The organism is Methylobacterium komagatae, assembly GCF_042661665.1.
Taxonomy (GTDB): domain Bacteria; phylum Pseudomonadota; class Alphaproteobacteria; order Rhizobiales; family Beijerinckiaceae; genus Methylobacterium; species Methylobacterium komagatae.
This window is the reverse complement of record NZ_JBHSWN010000001.1, coordinates 3,838,638-3,855,772: the sequence shown is the minus strand read 5'-3', so window position 1 is coordinate 3,855,772 and position 17,135 is coordinate 3,838,638. Positions and strand designations below refer to the sequence as shown.

Genomic DNA, 17,135 nt, shown 5'->3' with positions numbered 1-17,135 from the left:
CGGGTCGGACGAGGGTCGCGAAGTGACGGTCGGTTCGTGTCAGTAAACGTCCTGCTGGTACTTCTTCGCCCGCTCAAGTCCGGCGACATGCGCCTCGGCCTCGGCGGCGGAGAGGCCCTTCACGGTCTCGAAGGCCCGCACCACGGAGGCGCGCACGTCCTTGGCCATCTGCTTGGCGTCGCCGCAGACATACAGGTGGGCGCCCCCATCCAGCCACTCCACCAACTCGGCGGCGTTCTGGTCGATCCGGTTCTGGACGTAGATCTTCTCCGGCTGGTCCCGTGAAAAGGCCACGTCGATGCGGGTGAGCGACTTGTCTTCCAGGGCTTCCTGCCATTCGAGCTGGTAGAGGAAGTCGTGGGTGAAGTGGCGATCACCGAAGAACAGCCAGGAACGGCCGGGAGCCTCGGTGGCGCGGCGCTCCTGCACGAAGGCGCGGAACGGGGCCACGCCGGTGCCGGGGCCAACCATGATGATGTCGGTCGCCGGGTCGGAGGGCAGGCGGAAATGCTTGTTCGGCTTCAGCCGCACCCGCAGCTTGGCGCCGTTCCTGATCCGGTCCGCGACATGCACCGAGGCGACGCCTGAGCGTTTCCGCCCGAAGGTCTCGTAGCGCACGGCGGCGATCGCGAGGTGAACCTCGTCGCCCACTTCCTTGCGCGAGGAGGCGATCGAATAGGCCCGCGGCGGCAGCGGCCGGGTGATGGTACCGAGATGCTCGGCGGTCAGCTTGGCCGGGAACCGCTCGATCAGGTCGATCAGGTTGCGGCCCTCGATCCACGCGCGAACCTCGCCGCCCTCTACGAAGGCCTTGGCATCTTCCGAGCCCGTCGCCTTGGCGAAGCGCTCGATCGTGGCGGCCGAAAGGGTGGTGATGTCGCGCTCGGCCAGCAGCGCCTTGCGCAGGGCCTCGTCCCCCGACAGGCCCGTGGCGGTCAGAATCTCGTCCACCAGCTGCGGGTCGTTCTCGGGATAGATCTCGAAGGAATCGCCCGGCTCGTAGGCGGGTGCGCCGTCCTCGAAGGCGAGCGCGAGGTGGATCGTCTCCTTGTCGGAGCGCGAGGAATTGAGGTTCACGTGCTCGATCACCTCCACCACGACAGGGTCGCGGCTCGGCTCGGCATCCTCGTCGCCGCCCGCGCGGGCGAAATCGACGGCCACGACGTTGTCGGTGGCGGCGGGGGGCGCCAGTGCCTTCAGGGTGCCCTTGATCCACTCGGCGGCCGGGGTCTCGAAATCGAGGTCGAGATCGGCCCGCTCGGCGGCGCGCTTGCCCCCCAACGCCTCGAACCGCGCGTCGAGCGCCTTCCCGATGGCGCAGAACTCTACGTAGGACGTATCACCCAGCGACAGAACCGCGAACTCGACGCCTTCGAGGCGCGGGGCGCCCTCGCCCATCAACTCGCCATAGGCCCGGACGGCGCGGGCCGGAGGCTCGCCCTCGCCCCAGGTCGCGGCGATGGCGACGAGCTTGCCCGCCTTCGGCAGGGTCGCGATGTCGAGGTCGGCGAAATCCACCACCTTCGGCTTGAAGCCCTGCTTACGGGCGAGCTTGGCGACATCGCCCGCGAGCTTCTCGGAATTGCCCGACTCGCTCGCGTAGATGATCGTCAGCGGCTCGGAGGCCTTGGCGGCCGGAGCCGTGGCGGACTGGGGCTGGCCCCCGGCGGCGTCGAGGCCGGCGAGGAAGCCCGCCAGCCATGCGCGTTGAACCGGGCTCGCATTCACGAGCACGGCGTCGAGGCTGGCGCGCTCGCCGTCTCCAAAAGGAGCGGTGCGCGGGAGAAGAGCAGAGCGAGACATTACCGGACCATGTCGTCGGGCGCGGGGCCCATGTCAACCAGAAACGTTCTTTTTGCAGAACGGCACGAAATGAGGAGATCGCGTTTGTCGTCCGCGGCGTAGGGAGAAGATCATTCTCCCACCGCAGCGAGGGCTGGAGCCAGTTCCGGCAGATGCCGCGTCGCCTTGGGGGGCGCGGGCAGCGGCAGGGCCGTGGTGGATTTCACCTTCTCCATGGCGAAGCGGGACGTGACGTTCTTCAACGGAAGGACGGAGATGAGGCGCTTATAGAACGCATCGTAGGCCTGCATGTCTGCGACCACGACGCGCAGCATGTAGTCCACATCACCGGCCATCCGGTAGAATTCCAGGACCTCCGGCATAGCCGAGACCGTATCGGCGAAGCGCTGCAGCCACTCCTGCGAATGGTCGGCGGTCTCGATGGAGACGAAGACCGTCAGCCCGAGCCCGAGCTTCACGGGATCGAGCACGGCGACGCGCCGGTCGATCACCCCGTCCGCTTCGAGACGCTGGATGCGCTTCCAGCACGGCGTCTGCGACAGGCCGACCTTCTCGCCGATGGCGGCGATGGACAGGGTCGCGTCCCGCTGGAGCAGGGCCAGGATCTTCAGGTCGATGGCGTCCAAAAGGGACCTCCGCGGGTTCGCCGTCCACTTTCCGGGAAGAAGGAACTTCCCGGTCTATAGGGCCCATGCCACGATTTTGAGAATTATTTTTTACAAACGGGCGGGTGCCGATCGCGTTCCGTGTGCGTTGACGCACCCGATATCGGCATTCTACGGGGTCCGAATCGGCCCCCTCGCCTTGACTTCGTTCGGTATAGCGAACATCTCGACCCCTTCACAACCGGCGCGGCCCGCCGCTTCCACAGGGCCGACGCAGGAGCTGACCACCATGTCCTTGACGGATCCCAGGGCGGCCGAGGCGCAGGCCGGCGAACTCGCCGTCCGCCTCGCCACCCTCGATCTTCCCGCCCGGCTGGACCTGATCGCCCGCGAGGTGCCCGGTCGTCTGGTCTTCACCACGAGCCTCGGCATCGAGGATCAGGTGCTGACCCATGCCATCGCCCTGGCGAAGCTCGCGGGTACGCGGATCGAGATCGCGACCCTCGATACCGGCCGTCTCTTCCCCGAGACCTACGAGACCTGGGTCGAGACCGAGGCCGCCTACGGCATCCGCATCCACGCCTACGTGCCCGAGCGCGAAGCCGAGGAGGCGTTCGTGCGCGAGGAAGGCATCAACGGCTTCCGCCGTTCCGTCGCCGCGCGGCAGGCCTGCTGCGGCTTCCGAAAGGTCGAGCCGCTGGGCCGGGCACTCGACGGCGCCGCCGGATGGCTCACGGGTTTGCGGGCCGGGCAATCGGCCAATCGCGCCGCGACGCCGCTCGCGGCTTACGATGCCGCGCGCGGCCTCGTGAAGCTGAACCCCCTCGCGGACTGGACGCGCGAGCGCATCGATCTCTTCGTCCGTGAGAACTTCGTTCCCTACAACACCTTGCACGACCGGGGCTTCCCCTCGATCGGCTGCGCCCCCTGCACCCGTGCGGTGAAGGTCGGCGAGCCGGAGCGCGCCGGGCGCTGGTGGTGGGAGCAGGAAGATAAGAAGGAATGCGGCCTGCATGTCGGCCGCCCCGGCGCCTCGGTGCAGCCGGGCCAGGAAGCAGCCGTATTCGAACCCAAATCCGAAACCCGCCAGCCGGAGTTCGCCCGATGAGCGCCGCGACGGCCGCCCTGCGGCCTGAGACCCATGCCCCCTCCCCTCTCCTGAGCGCCTGAGCCATCTCAAGCGCCTGGAGGCCGAGGCCATCCATATCTTCCGGGAGACGGTCGCCGAGACCGAGAACCCGGTGATGCTCTATTCTATCGGCAAGGACTCGTCGGTCCTGCTGCACCTGGCGCTGAAGGCCTTCGCGCCGGGCAAGCTGCCCTTCCCGCTCCTCCACGTCGATACGACGTGGAAGTTCAAGGAGATGATCGCCTTCCGCGATGCCCGCGCGAAGGAACTTGGCCTCGACCTTCTGGTCCATACCAACCAGGACGGGCTCGCCCGCGGCATCGGCCCGGTGAGCCACGGCTCCGAGGTCCATACCGACGTGATGAAGACGCAGGCCCTGCGTCAGGCCCTCGACCAGCACAAGTTCGATGCGGCCTTCGGCGGCGCCCGCCGGGACGAGGAAGCGAGCCGCGCCAAGGAGCGCATCGTCTCCCTGCGCACGGCCCAACACCGCTGGGACCCCAAGCGCCAGCGGGCCGAGCCCTGGCATCTGTACAACCTCAAGAAGAAGCGCGGCGAGTCGCTGCGGGTCTTCCCGCTGTCCAACTGGACCGAACTCGATATCTGGCTCTACATCGAGCAGGAGAACATCCCGATCGTGCCGCTCTACTTCGCGGCGCCGCGCCCCGTCGTGGAGCGCGACGGGCAGCTTCTCATGGTCGATGACGACCGTCTGCCCCTCAACCCCGGCGAGACCCCGCAGCAGCGGGTGGTCCGCTTCCGCACGCTCGGCTGCTACCCGCTGACCGGCGCGGTCGAGAGCGAGGCCGCGAGCCTGCCGGAGATCATCGCCGAGACGCTGGCCGCCCGCACCTCGGAGCGTCAGGGCCGAGTGATCGACAAGGACGGCGCGGGCGCCATGGAACGCAAGAAGCAGGAGGGCTACTTCTGATGACCATTCATCAGTCCAAGGACGCGTTCCAGGCCGCTGGCCTCGCGAAGGATTACGCGACGTTCCTCGAAACCCACCGCAACAAGGAAGTCCTGCGCTTCATCGCCTGCGGCTCGGTGGATGACGGCAAGTCGACGCTGATCGGACGCCTGCTCCACGACACGAAGCAGATCTTCGACGACCAGATCACCGCGCTGCGCCGGGATTCCCGCAAGCACGGCACGCAAGGCCAGGAGATGGACCTCGCGCTGCTGGTCGATGGCCTCCAGGCCGAGCGCGAGCAGGGCATCACCATCGATGTCGCCTACCGCTTCTTCTCGACGGACAAGCGGTCCTTCATCGTCGCCGACACCCCTGGCCACGAGCAGTACACCCGCAACATGGCGACCGGCGCCTCCACCGCCGACGTCGCCGTGATCCTGGTCGATGCCCGCCAGGGCCTCACCCGCCAGACGCGGCGCCACGCCCTGCTGGTCTCCATGCTGGGCATTCGCCGCGTGGTGCTGGCCGTCAACAAGATGGACATGATCGGCTGGGCGCAGGACCGCTTCGCCGAGATCGTGAAGGGCTTCTCGGAGTTCGCCGCAGGTCTGCACTTCGCCGAGATCCGGGCGATCCCGCTCTCGGCCAAGAACGGAGACAACGTCGTGGAGCCGGGGGTGAACACCCCGTGGCACACGGGCGGCACCCTGCTCTCCTTCCTGGAGACCGTGCCGGTGCGCGAGGAGGCGCTGAACGCGCCGTTCCGCATGGGCGTCCAGTGGGTCAACCGGCCGAACTCGGAGTTCCGCGGCTATAGCGGGCGCATCGCCAGCGGCACCGTTCGGCCAGGCGACCGGGTGAGCGTGCAGCCGGGTGGCCGGACCGCCACGGTGGAGCGGATCTACACCGCCGACGGCGACTTGGCAGAAGCCGGGGCCGACCTCTCGGTCACCCTGGTGCTGGCCGAGCAGATCGATGCGTCGCGGGGTCAGGTGATCGCCGCCGAGGCGTCGCCGCTCCATACCCTCGACCGGCTCGACGCGCGCCTGTTCTGGGCGGCGGAAACCGACCTCGCCCCCGGCGCGAGCCTTTACGCCAAAATCGGCACCGCCACGGTGACGGCGACGGTGGAGGCGATCGTCTCGCGCATCGACCCGGAGACGGGCAAGCCCGGCCCGGCGGACAAGCTCTCGGCCAACGACATCGCGGATGTGCGCCTGACGCTCGACCGGCCCGTGGCCGTCGATGCCTATGCCGCCAACCGCGAGACCGGCAGCTTCATCCTCATCGATCGCGAGACCACCGACACGGCCGCCCTCGGCCTCGTCCTGGCCCCGCATCAGGAGGCGAAGGCCGCGCCGCAGCCCGTGTCCCGTCAGGAAGCGCCGTCCTCCGGCGGTTTCCTCGGCAGCCTGAAGCGCCTGTTCGGGCGCTAAAAAGGCGTGGTGCCTTGCAACGATCCGACCGGTCCAGCGTTTCGCGGACCGGTCGAGCCGCTCCGCGAGTCGGAGCGGCGCCGGATCGCAAGGACATACCGATGACGAAGTCGTTCCTCGGACTCGCTGCCGCCCTGGCCCTTGGCTGCCTCGGAGCGGTCTCCTCCGCTCAGGCCGCTCCCCTCGCGGCGGGCTCCGCGACGACGCTGGCAGGCGGCGCGCAGGTCGAGACCGTGGCGATGGGCTGTGGTCCGGGCTGGGCTCGTGGCCCCTATGGCCGCTGCCGCCCGATGTACCGCCCGCGTCCCTTCTACGGCCGCCGCTGCTTCATCCGCCCGACGCCCTACGGGCCGCGCCGCGTCTGCCGCTACTGAGATCGCGGATGCAGGGCTGAAGCGCTGCATCCTCTCGTGATCTAGAGTTGCGCCAACAGGCGATAGGATTCGTGCCGGGCCTTCTGGTCCGGCACGGCCGTCACGATCATCAACTCGTCCGCCCCCGTGGACTCGGCCAGCGCCGTCAGGCGGGCCCGCAGCGTCTCCGGCGAGCCGACATGCAAACGGTCCCGGCCCTGCTCGATCCGTGCCCGCTCGGAAGGCGTGTAGGGATAGGCCAAGGCCTCTTCCAGGCTCGGCAGGGGCCGATACTCGCCCCGCTCCCGCCTCAGGGTCGAGAGGCGGGCGCTCGAGGCCAGCCGTTCGGCCTCCTCATCCGTCTCCGCGCAGATCGCCGCCACCGCGAGGATGGCCTGCGGCTCGGCCCCGAGCCGCGACGGTGTGAACCCGTTCCTGTAGGCGCGCATCGGCCCCTCGGCGGGAATGCCCGAAAAATGCTGCGCGAAGGCGAAGCCCGCGCCGATCTGCGCGGAGAGTTGCGCGCTGTAATCGGACGAGCCGAGCAGGAAGAGCGGCGGCATCGGGACACCCGCCGGGCTCGCCTCGATCTGGCCGAACGGATGGCCCTCCGGGAAACCCCCATCCCAGAAGATCAATTCCTGCAACCGGTCGAGGAAGTCGTCGCCGCCATTGCCGGACGGCGCCTCGCGCCGCCGCAGGGCGCGGGCGGTGATGCCGTCCGTGCCGGGAGCCCGGCCGATCCCCAGGTCGATCCGGCCGGGGAACAGGGCTTCCAGCACCCGGAACCGCTCGGCCACCATCAGCGGCGCGTGGTTCGGCAGCATGATCCCACCCGAGCCCACGCGGATCCGCTGCGTCGCGGCGGCGATCTGACCGATCATGATCTCGGGTGCCGGGCTCGCGACGTTCGGCAGGGCATGGTGCTCGGCGAGCCAGTAGCGGCGGTAGCCGAGCCCATCGACATGGCGGGCGAGCGCCAGCGTGTCGTGCAGCGCCTGCGTCGGCGTGGAGCCGGACGAGACGAAGGAGAGGTCGAGGACGGAAAGGGGAAGCATGCCCGTCAGATGGGGGCACGGGGGGCGATGCGGGAGGGCGGCTCACGCGGTCTCCCCTTCGCGGGCTTTGCGCCCGCATTATGAGCCATGCTTGCCGGCTCACGGGTGCGGGACTAGGGTCCGCCCGATTTCAACGGAGCGGAGCACGATCATGGCCTTCCTCGCCGATGTCCTTTCGCGGGTGAAGCCGTCCGCGACCATCGTCATGACTCAGAAGGCCCGCGAGCTGAAGGCGTCCGGTGTCGACGTGATCTCTCTCTCGGTGGGCGAGCCCGATTTCGACACGCCGGAGCATATCAAGGAAGCGGGCATCGAGGCGATCCGGCGCAACGAGACCCGCTACCCGCCGGTCTCCGGCATCGTGCCCCTGCGCGAGGCCATCTCCAAGAAGTTCAAGCGCGAGAACGGTCTCGACTACAAGCCGTCGCAGACCATCGTCGGCACCGGCGGCAAGCACATCCTCTACAATGCCCTGCTGGCCACCCTGAATCCCGGCGACGAGGTCGTGATTCCCCGCCCCTACTGGGTCTCCTACCCGGAGATGGTCGGGCTGTGCGGTGGCACGCCGGTCTTCGCCGAGACGCGGATGGAGGAAGGCTTCAAGCTCCAGGCCGCCGAGCTGGAGCGGGTGCTGACCCCCAAGACCAAGTGGCTGATCCTCAACTCGCCCTCGAACCCGTCGGGTGCCGCCTATTCGCGCACCGAGATGAAGGCGCTCACCGACGTGCTGATGCGCTACCCCGATGTGCACGTGCTCACCGACGACATCTACGAGCACCTGACCTACGGGGATTTCGAGTTCGTGACCCCCGCGCAGGTCGAGCCCGGCCTCTACGACCGGACTCTGACCATGAACGGCGTGTCGAAGGGGTACGCCATGACCGGCTGGCGCATCGGCTATGCCGGCGGCCCGGAGAAGCTCATCAAGGCCATGGACTTCGTGCAGGGCCAGCAGACCTCCGGCGCGGCGACCGTGGCGCAATGGGCGGCGGTGGCCGCCCTCGACGGCCCGCAGGACCACCTCGCCCGCTTCCGCGCCGCCTTCCAGGCGCGCCGCGACCTCGTGGTCTCGATGCTGAACCAAGCCAACGGCCTTACCTGCCCGACGCCGGAGGGCGCGTTCTACGTCTACCCGTCCTGTGCCGGGTTGATCGGCCGCCGCACCGAGGGTGGGAAGGTGATCGAGACCGACGAGGATTTCGTCACCGAACTGCTCATGGCCGAGGGCGTGGCGGCGGTGCACGGCTCGGCCTTCGGGCTCGGCCCGAACCTGCGCATCTCCTACGCCACTTCGGACGCGGTGCTGGAGGAAGCCTGCCGCCGCATCCAGCGCTTCTGCGGCTCGCTGCGCTGAGGCGTCTCGCACCACCGGCGCCGATGCAAGGACCGCATGCGGCGCCGGGTCACCGCCTGGCTTCGGTTGCCGGCTCGCCTGCTAGCCCTTACACGGGCCTTCCCCACGGCCGATGCGCCTGAAGGTTTCGCGAGCCCGCTCGGGCCTGCATGGAAGTGGGGTCGGCAGTGACGGGGCGGTCCGGACCAGTTCTCTGGGCCGCGCCTGTGAGGCTTAGTGGGCCGAGCGGCTGCAGGGGTGTCGGACACGCGGGGAACAGGAACCGCGGATCAGGCGCAAGGCCCACTCGAACAATTACGGCCCAACTCGATTCTGCCTTGTCCCAAAGCGGGCCAGTGAAACTCGCCCGCTTTTCGGCTTTCTTCAGTCTCCGGCGCGATGATGCGACAGGCCCGGGGAACCGGTCCGTTGTACCGGCGTTCACTCGGGTTCCGTCGCATGCGTGCCCTGCTCACCAGCGGGATCAAGGCCATCCTGGCCGTCGCCGCCCTCTCCACCACCGTCCATTGGGCCCTGCGTTTACAGCGCGATTCCAACGGCCTGACGACGCCGGCCATTGCCAGCATCGCCGATCCCGAGACCACGGGATCGATCTCGCCGCGTGCGAGCGGACCTTCCCCCATGTCGGTCCCTTCTTCGGTGGCCGAAGAGGCGAGGCAGGCCGTGGCCCCCGCCGCCCCGCGCGTGGAGGCCCGCAAGGCTCCGCCCGCCGGGCTCGACCAGTCCCATCTCGCCTCCCTCATCGCCACCGCCACCGCCACGGCGGCGCCGAAGAAGACTTCGAAGCGCTGATCCGCTCGAGCGTTAAGGAAAGGTGAGTGGCGCGGACGCGGCCTGCGCCCTCGCCGCATGGTTCGGTTGCGCCGCACCGGCTACCGGCGCCCCGCCCCGCATGCCACGGTTTGTCAAGCGCCGCATTGGCTGCGCCCCCTGCCGATTCGCTCCGATGGCCACGACAGCCTCCCCCTTCCGGCTCCCGCGCAGGTGTCCGGTTCTCAAGCCACCGATTCCAACGAGGCCGAGACAGCCCGTCGCCGCCGTCTGGTCGGCATCGCGCTCATGTGCGGGGCAGTGGCCTTCTTCGCGAGCCTCGATGCCTGCGCCAAGACGCTGGCGCGGGCGGGCGTCGATCCGGTGGTGACGACCTTCATGCGCTACGCGGCCAGCGTCGCCATGATCTCCCTGTTCGTGAACCCCGTCCGCACCCCGAGCGTGGTGCGCAGCCGCCGCCTCGGGCTGCAGATCGTGCGCTCGCTCCTGCTCTTCGCCTCGACGGCGCTGAACTTCGTAGCCTTACGCTACCTGCAGATGGCCGAGACCATCTCGATCCAGTTCGCCGCGCCGCTCACCGTCGCGCTGCTCGCCGGGCCGCTGCTGGGCGAGTGGTCGTCCCGCGCGCGCCTCATCGCGATCGGCATCGGGTTCCTGGGCGTGCTGGTGATCGTTCAGCCGGGTGTCGGCGCCGTCCATCCGGCGACGCTGCTCTGCGTCGGCAACGTGATCGTCTACGCCTTCTACGCGATCATCACCCGCAAGCTCGCTGCCTACGATTCGACCGCAACGACGATGTTCTACACCGGCCTCGCGGGCGTGGCGTTGATGGCGCCGCTGCTGCCGTGGATCTGGTCGAACCCGACCGAGTGGACTCATTGGGCGCTTCTGATCGCCGTCGCCCTGTTCGGTACGCTGGGCCACTGGCTCCTCGTGCTCGCCCATGCGCGTGCGCCGGCCAACGTGTTGGCGCCCTTCATCTACACGCAGCTGCTGTGGTCGGTGACGCTGGGTTTCCTGCTGTTCGGGGACCTGCCGGGCCGTTGGACCATCGTCGGCGCGATGATCGTCATCGGCTCCGGCCTGTACCTCCTCGCCCAGGACACGCTCCGCCGGGACGCGTGATCCCGAAGGCCAAGCCCTCGGTGGGATCCAGGGGTCGAGCCCCTGGCTGCTCCGCCCTCAGCGGGAATGACGCCGATGGTGCCGGACATGCCGCCGGGAGCGCATGTCGGTGCGGTAGGCGCGGCGGCCGGGATCGATCCCGAGGGCGCCGTTGACGGTCCCGACCGCGCCACCCACGGCGCCGCCGACCACGCCGCCGATGGGACCGCCCACGCGGTTGCCCTCGGCCGAGCCGCGCTGGACGCCGCCGACGAGGCCCTGCGCTTGAGCCGGGATCGCGAGAGTGAGAGAGCCGGCGGCGAGCGCCGCGGCGAGAAGGGCCGTCTTGAGCGAGTGTCTCACGGGGGTTCCTCCTGAAGCGTGGCCGGTCGACCGGCCCCGTTGCCAGCGAACTTCCGCCGTCACGAATCGTTGCACGGCCCTCGCGGCCGGGGCCGGATCGGCCGAGGATGAAGGCGCGCTGGCGTCCGCCGGGGGCGGCTGCTAGAGAGGCGCGATGTCCGCGTTCCGCGCCCTGTGCCCCGCCTCCGGCGGACGGCGAATTACAAGCCCGGCCGCCGCCTGAGGGCCGCCCGCGTCAGACGCGGCGGGGCTCCGCGGAAGGCCGGGATCCGCCGCCCGCCCCCGCCGGCGCCGCGCCGGCAAAGACGCCCGACCCAAGCGAGACCCGATGACCACCCCCGACATGAACGCGCCCGCAGCGGCGGCCCGCGACTATTCCAAGACCCTGTTCCTGCCGAGCACCGAGTTTCCGATGCGCGCCGGGCTCCCGACCCGCGAGCCGCTGCTGCTGGAGCGCTGGGCGCGGACCGGGCTGTACGAGAAGATCCGGCAGGCGGCGGCCGGGCGGCCGAAATTCGTGCTGCACGATGGCCCGCCCTACGCCAACGGCAACATCCACATCGGCACGGCGTTGAACAAGATCCTGAAGGACGTGATCGTCCGCAGCCAGGGCGCGCTGGGGCACGATGCCAACTACGTCCCCGGCTGGGACTGCCACGGCCTGCCGATCGAGTGGAAGATCGAGGAGCAGTACCGGGCCAAGGGCCGCAACAAGGACGACGTCGCGGTGATCGAGTTCCGGCAGGAGTGCCGGACCTTCGCCGCGCATTGGCTCGACGTGCAGCGCGAGGAGTTCAAGCGGCTCGGCGTCACGGGCGATTGGGACCATCCCTACGCGACCATGGCCTTCCCGGCCGAGGCCGCCATCGCGGACGAACTGATGAAGTTCGCCGTGACGGGCCAGCTCTATCGCGGGTCGAAGCCGGTCATGTGGTCGGTGGTCGAGAAGACCGCGCTCGCCGAGGCGGAGGTCGAGTACGAGGAGCACGTCTCGGATACGGTGTTCGTGGCCTTCCCCGTCACCAAGGGTGGCGAGGGGCTCGACGGTGCCCGTGTCGTCATCTGGACGACGACGCCCTGGACGATGCCCGGCAACCGCGCCGTCGCCTATTCGAAGAAGATTGCGTACGGGCTCTACCGCGTGACGGCGGCGCCCGAGGACAACTGGGCCACGCCCGGCCAGACCTACCTGCTGGCGGATTCTCTCGCCGCGATGGTGTTCAAGGCCGCCCGGGTCGAGGCGTTCGAGCGCGTCGCCGACGTGTCGGCCGCGACGCTGGCGGGCCTCACCCTGGCCCATCCGCTGGCGAGCCTCGGTTACGGCTTCGACGTGCCGATGCTCGACGGCGACCACGTGACCGACGAATCCGGTACGGGCTTCGTGCACACCGCGCCGGGCCACGGCCGCGAGGATTTCGAGATCTGGATGGCGTCCGGCCGGGCACTCCAGATGCGCGGCATCGACACGGCGATCCCCTACACGGTGGATGCCGACGGCACGCTGACCAGGGCTGCGCCGGGCTTCGAGGGGCGGCGCGTCTATACCGAGAAGGGCGAGAAGGGCGACGCCAACAAGGCGGTCATCGCCGCGTTGACCGAGGCGGGGGCGCTCGTCGCCCGCGGGGTGCTGCGCCACCAGTACCCGCATTCCTGGCGCTCGAAGAAGCCGGTCATCTTCCGCAACACGCCGCAATGGTTCATCGCCATGGACCGGCCGGTGGACTCCCTCGGCAACCGCACGCTTCGCGAGGTCGCGACCCAGGCGATCAACGACACGCAATGGGTGCCGCCGCAGGGCAAGAACCGCATCGACGGCATGGTCGGCAACCGGCCGGATTGGGTGGTGTCGCGCCAGCGTGCCTGGGGCGTGCCGATCACCGTGTTCGTCCACAAGGAGACCGGCGAGGTCCTGAAGGACGAGGCGGTGAACGCCCGCATCCGCGACGCCTTCGCGTCCGAGGGCGCCGATGCGTGGTTCAAGCCGGATGCCGCTACGCGCTTCCTCGCGCCCGAGCATGATCCGGCCGCCTATGAGCAGGTGATGGACGTGCTCGACGTGTGGTTCGATTCGGGCTCGACCCACGCTTTCGTGCTGGACGATCCGGAGCAGTTCCCGGGCCTGTCGGGCGTCACCCGTCTCCGCGACGGCGGACGCGACAAGGTGATGTACCTCGAAGGGTCGGACCAGCATCGCGGCTGGTTCCAGTCCTCGCTGCTCGAATCCTCCGGCACGCGCGGCCGGGCGCCCTACGACGTGGTGCTGACCCACGGCTTCGTCCTCGACGGCAAGGGCCTGAAGATGTCGAAGTCGAAGGGCAACGTCGTCGCGCCGCAGAGCGTCATCAAGGATTCCGGCGCGGATATCCTGCGTCTGTGGGTCGCCGCCTCGGACTATACCGACGATCTGCGCATCGGCCCGGAGATCATCAAGACCTTCGCGGAAACGTACAGGAAGCTGCGCAACTCCTTGCGCTGGATGCTCGGCTCCCTCGCCCACCGGGTGCCCGGCGACGACGTGGCGTTCCAGGACATGCCTGAGCCTGGAGCGGCTGGTCCTGCACCGGCTGGCCGAACTCGACGGCGAGATCCGCGAGGCCTACGCCACCTACGACACCAAGCGTGTCGTAGCCCTGCTCAACGGGTTCATGACGGGCGACCTGTCGTCCTTCTACTTCGACGTCCGCAAGGACGCGCTCTACTGCGATCCGATCTCCTCGGTGACGCGCCGCGCGGCGCTGCAGGTCATCGATGAGGCCTTCCGGCGCGTCGTTGTCTGGCTCGCCCCCGTGCTGGCCTTCACGGCCGAGGAGGCGTGGCTCGACCGGTACCCGTCCGAGGACAGCTCGGTCCACCTCCAGACCCTGCCGGAAACGCCCTCCTCGTGGCGTGATCCGGCACTGGCGGAAAAATGGCAGAAGATCCGCCGGGTCCGCCGGGTGGTGACCGGCGCCCTCGAGATCGAGCGCGCGGCCAAGCGCATCGGTGCGAGCCTCGAGGCCGCCCCCCAGGTCTTCATCGCCGATGCCGACCTGAAGGCGGCGGTGGACTCGCTCGGCCTGCCCGCCTTCGCGGATACCTGCATCACCTCCGCCATCACGGTGGAGTCGGGTGAAGGTCCCGCCGAGGCCTTCCGCCTCGACGAGGTGAAGGGCGTCGCCGTAGTGCCCACCCCGGCGCAGGGACGTAAATGCGCCCGCTCCTGGCGGGTCAGCCCCGAGGTCGGTAGCGATGCCGAATTCCCCGAGGTGACCCCGCGCGACGCGCAGGCCCTGCGGGAATGGGATGCGGCGCATCCGGAGGCCAGCGCGGCGTGAGGGGGCTTCCCGCCCGCGCGGGGCTCCTCGCCCTCGTACTCACCTTCGTCGCCGATCAGGCGACGAAGCTCGGGCTGTATTTCGGCACGGATCTCGTGCTGACGCAGCCCTGGCGATACGGGCCCTTTGCGGACCTCGTGGTGGTGTGGAACCGGGGTGTCTCCTACGGGATGTTCCAGCAGGACGGGGCGTTCGGCCGTTGGCTGCTCGTGGCTTTGTCGCTCGCCGCCGCCCTGGCCCTGGGGTTCTGGATGATGCGGGCGGGCTCGCGCCTGCTCGCCGTCGCGCTGGGCCTCATCGTCGGCGGCGCACTCGGCAATGCCGTCGACCGGGCGGTCTACGGTGCGGTGTTCGATTTCGTCCATCTCCATGCGGGTGGATGGTCCTGGTACGTGTTCAACGTCGCGGACGCGGCGATCGTGGCGGGCGTGATCGGCCTGATTCTCGACAGCCTCATCCCCTCGGCCGAGGGCCGGGCGCGCGACAACGCCGCGCCGCGCGCGTGATCCGCACAACACACAGGGGCCTCTGCTCCCACCGGACTGGCTTGGCGTGGCCAAGGCGCCATACGATCGCCGGAAACCGGTTTCAGGCCGGTACCCGTCGGATCAGGCCGCGTCGCGGCCATTCCCGCGCCGAATTCCCGGCCGGCACAGGTGAGGCAGCATGACCGCGCAACGCAGGCTTCGTTTCCTCCTCTCCGTGGTGGCCCTCTCCCCCTCGTCGCCGCCGGCGCCGCGCAGGCGCAGGAGAGCGGGGCGCTCATGCGCGACGCGCTCTCCGGCATCGGCCTTCTGGAGAAGCAGCAGGCGCCGATCGACTATCACGAGCGCGCGCCCCTGGTGATGCCGCCCAAACTCGACGGTAATGCCCTCCCCGCTCCCCGCGCTCGCTCCAAGAGCGCTGCGTGGCCGAAGGATCCCGAGATCGCCGCCCGCGAGCGCGAGGTCGAGGAGCGCCGGGTGCCCAAGGGCAACCAGACGGCCGGTCGCTACAACGACAACAACGTCACCCTCTCGGTGGATGAGATGCGCTCCGGCCGCCGCGCCGGGGCGAATCTCACCACCTCCGCCGAGGACAGGCCCGGCGACAATACCCGCCGCAGCACGTGGCTCGACCCGCTCGAACTGTTCAAGGGCAAGAGCGACGACGCCCAGGCCTCGGAGGTCGAGCCGCCCCGCGAGACGCTGGTCGAGCCGCCGGTGGGCTACCGTCAGGCGCCGAAGAAGATCGTCCGCAACAACGGCGACCCGGTGAAGAACGCGAGTGCGGAGCGCGAGGAATCCGATCCGGGGACCTATCTGCGCAACCAGCAGCGGCGCTGAACGGAGGCGCTTCCGGGCGAGATGCTGTGGCGCAGTTGCGACAGCGGCTGACGACGGCAACATAGGGACTTTCCCGGTACGGCTTTTGCCGCCGGAAATCGCAAAGGTCCCGCATTCCGGTCATCCCTCGGGGGAGGACCGACGAGGGCGGGGCTGGGTAAGGACAGGCTGATGTACCTTTTCAGGCAGGCGACGCCCTCCCTCTTCCCCCGGTTCGGGGCCACCGCCGGGCGTGGGGAGGCCGCCGCCTTCGGGGGCTCGGAAGCCGGCGGACCGGAGGTCGCGTCCTTCACCCTCGACAACAATCTCGACGTGGTGGTGGTGCCCGATCACCGGGCACCGGTGGCGACCCACATGATCTGGTACCGCAACGGTTCGGCGGATGATCCGCTCGGCCAGTCGGGCATCGCCCACTTCCTCGAACACCTGATGTTCAAGGGCACCGAGCAGCACCCGGTCGGCGCCTTCTCCAAGGCCGTGTCCGGCCTCGGCGGCCAGGAAAACGCCTTCACCAGCTACGATTACACCGCCTATTTCCAGCGCGTCGCCCGCGACCATCTCGGCACGATGATGGCCTTCGAGGCCGACCGGATGCACGGCCTCGTCCTCGACGACGCCGTGGTGGCGCCTGAGCGCGACGTGGTGCTGGAGGAGCGCCGGATGCGGGTCGAGACCGATCCGTCCGCGCAGCTTTCCGAGGCGATGGCCGCGTCGCTCTTCGTGCACCACCCCTACGGCATCCCGATCATCGGCTGGATGCATGAGATCGAGGGGCTGAACCGCCAGCACGCCCTCGATTACTACAACCGCTTCTACACGCCCGAGAACGCGATCCTGATCGTGGCCGGCGACGTGACCCCGGACGAGGTGCGGCGGCTCGCCGACGACACCTATGGCCGCGTCACCCCGCGCGGTGCCCGGCCGGAGCGCCGCCGTCCGCGCGAGCCGGAGCCCAAGGCTCTGCGCCGGGTCGCGGTGGCCGATCCCAAGGTCGAGCAGCCGACGCTGCAGCGGCTCTACCTCGCCCCGTCCTGCATGACCGCCACCGATGGCGGCTGCCACGATCTCGAATTGCTGGCCGAGGTGCTGGGCGGCGGGTCGACTTCCTACCTCTACCGCAAGCTGGTCTTGGAGCAGGGAATCGCGGTCAATGCGGGCGCTTGGTACATGGGCTCCGCAATCGATGACACGCGCTTCTCGGTCTACGCCATCCCCGCCGAAGGCGTGAGCCTGGAGCAGCTGGAGGCCGCCCTCGACCGGGTGCTCGCCCGCGCCCCGTCGGACGCCCTGGCCCACGACGCGATCGAGCGGGCCAAGACCCGGCTCGTGGCCGAGACGGTCTATTCCTCGGACAGCCAGTCCTCGCTCGCCCGCATCTACGGCTCGGCGCTCGCCATCGGCGAGTCGATCGAGGACGTGCGCCGCTGGCCGATCGACATCGAGGCGGTGACGCAGGAGCGCCTGAAGGCGGCCTGCGAGCGCTGGCTCTCCCCCGCACGCTCCGTCACCGGATACCTGACCAAGGCCCGGGAACCCGACGCCCCGGTCGCGATGGCCGCCGAGTAGGTTCGCGCGAACCTCCTCCCTCCGCGACCGCAACGAGAACA

Annotated in this window: 14 protein-coding genes and 1 pseudogene; 11 read left to right on the top strand and 4 right to left on the bottom strand. The window is 69.2% G+C overall.

What is annotated here, in order from left to right:
- Window positions 1-39: 39 nt before the first annotated feature.
- Both ACFQE0_RS19170 and ACFQE0_RS19165 read right to left on the bottom strand, forming a co-directional pair.
- A complete protein-coding gene (locus ACFQE0_RS19170; protein WP_378972514.1) occupies window positions 40-1,803 on the bottom strand; it encodes a diflavin oxidoreductase in 1,764 nt (587 codons plus the stop codon).
- A gap of 110 nt (window positions 1,804-1,913) precedes the next feature.
- Entirely contained in the window at window positions 1,914-2,429 is a 516-nt protein-coding gene (locus tag ACFQE0_RS19165; protein ID WP_378972511.1) for an Lrp/AsnC family transcriptional regulator, read from the bottom strand.
- A 268-nt stretch (window positions 2,430-2,697) separates the two neighbouring features.
- On the opposite strand from ACFQE0_RS19165, the gene ACFQE0_RS19160 reads away from it, so the two are divergent.
- The 4 genes from ACFQE0_RS19160 (at window position 2,698) to ACFQE0_RS19145 (ending at window position 6,260) form a co-directional block, all read left to right on the top strand.
- Window positions 2,698-3,516, top strand: a complete 819-nt coding sequence (locus ACFQE0_RS19160) for a phosphoadenylyl-sulfate reductase (RefSeq protein WP_378972509.1) — start codon at window positions 2,698-2,700, stop codon at window positions 3,514-3,516.
- Window positions 3,517-3,574: 58 nt separating this feature from the next.
- Window positions 3,575-4,468: a sulfate adenylyltransferase subunit CysD gene (gene cysD, locus ACFQE0_RS19155; RefSeq protein ID WP_378975577.1), complete on the top strand. Its 894-nt coding sequence runs from the start codon at window positions 3,575-3,577 to the stop codon at window positions 4,466-4,468.
- Entirely contained in the window at window positions 4,468-5,886 is a 1,419-nt protein-coding gene (gene cysN, locus ACFQE0_RS19150) for a sulfate adenylyltransferase subunit CysN (RefSeq protein ID WP_378972507.1), read from the top strand. Before cysD ends, cysN begins: the two co-directional genes overlap by 1 nt.
- A 101-nt stretch (window positions 5,887-5,987) precedes the next feature.
- Window positions 5,988-6,260 carry a GCG_CRPN prefix-to-repeats domain-containing protein gene (locus ACFQE0_RS19145; RefSeq protein ID WP_378972505.1) on the top strand — a complete coding sequence of 91 codons (273 nt, stop codon included), beginning with the start codon at window positions 5,988-5,990 and terminating at the stop codon, window positions 6,258-6,260.
- Window positions 6,261-6,301: 41 nt separating this feature from the next.
- On the opposite strand, the gene ACFQE0_RS19140 is transcribed toward ACFQE0_RS19145, so the two are convergent.
- Window positions 6,302-7,297 carry an LLM class flavin-dependent oxidoreductase gene (locus tag ACFQE0_RS19140; RefSeq protein WP_378972503.1) on the bottom strand — a complete coding sequence of 332 codons (996 nt, stop codon included), beginning with the start codon at window positions 7,295-7,297 and terminating at the stop codon, window positions 6,302-6,304.
- Between the two features lie 151 nt (window positions 7,298-7,448).
- On the opposite strand from ACFQE0_RS19140, the gene ACFQE0_RS19135 reads away from it, so the two are divergent.
- The 3 genes from ACFQE0_RS19135 to ACFQE0_RS19125 all read left to right on the top strand — a co-directional run bounded on the left by ACFQE0_RS19135 (window position 7,449) and on the right by ACFQE0_RS19125 (window position 10,547).
- The gene (locus ACFQE0_RS19135; protein ID WP_378972501.1) at window positions 7,449-8,651 is read left to right on the top strand and encodes a pyridoxal phosphate-dependent aminotransferase; all 1,203 of its coding nucleotides are present in this window, start codon (window positions 7,449-7,451) and stop codon (window positions 8,649-8,651) included.
- A gap of 438 nt (window positions 8,652-9,089) precedes the next feature.
- Window positions 9,090-9,443 (top strand): hypothetical protein, encoded by a 354-nt coding sequence (locus ACFQE0_RS19130; protein ID WP_378972499.1) that lies wholly within the window; start codon window positions 9,090-9,092, stop codon window positions 9,441-9,443.
- Window positions 9,444-9,635: 192 nt separating this feature from the next.
- Window positions 9,636-10,547 carry a DMT family transporter gene (locus tag ACFQE0_RS19125; protein WP_378975575.1) on the top strand — a complete coding sequence of 304 codons (912 nt, stop codon included), beginning with the start codon at window positions 9,636-9,638 and terminating at the stop codon, window positions 10,545-10,547.
- 57 nt (window positions 10,548-10,604) lie between these two features.
- Here the strand turns inward: ACFQE0_RS19125 and ACFQE0_RS19120 are convergent, their stop codons facing one another.
- A complete protein-coding gene (locus ACFQE0_RS19120; protein ID WP_378972497.1) occupies window positions 10,605-10,889 on the bottom strand; it encodes a hypothetical protein in 285 nt (94 codons plus the stop codon).
- Between the two features lie 343 nt (window positions 10,890-11,232).
- On the opposite strand from ACFQE0_RS19120, the pseudogene ileS reads away from it, so the two are divergent.
- The 4 genes and pseudogenes from ileS (at window position 11,233) to ACFQE0_RS19100 (ending at window position 17,094) form a co-directional block, all read left to right on the top strand.
- A pseudogene (gene ileS, locus ACFQE0_RS19115) lies at window positions 11,233-14,203 on the top strand (isoleucine--tRNA ligase).
- Window positions 14,167-14,709 carry a signal peptidase II gene (gene lspA, locus ACFQE0_RS19110; protein ID WP_378972494.1) on the top strand — a complete coding sequence of 181 codons (543 nt, stop codon included), beginning with the start codon at window positions 14,167-14,169 and terminating at the stop codon, window positions 14,707-14,709. Before ileS ends, lspA begins: the two are co-directional and overlap by 37 nt.
- 258 nt (window positions 14,710-14,967) lie before the next feature.
- Window positions 14,968-15,528 (top strand): hypothetical protein, encoded by a 561-nt coding sequence (locus ACFQE0_RS19105; RefSeq protein WP_378972492.1) that lies wholly within the window; start codon window positions 14,968-14,970, stop codon window positions 15,526-15,528.
- Window positions 15,529-15,699: 171 nt separating this feature from the next.
- Window positions 15,700-17,094, top strand: a complete 1,395-nt coding sequence (locus ACFQE0_RS19100) for a M16 family metallopeptidase (RefSeq protein WP_378972489.1) — start codon at window positions 15,700-15,702, stop codon at window positions 17,092-17,094.
- The last annotated feature ends 41 nt before the right edge of the window (window positions 17,095-17,135 follow it).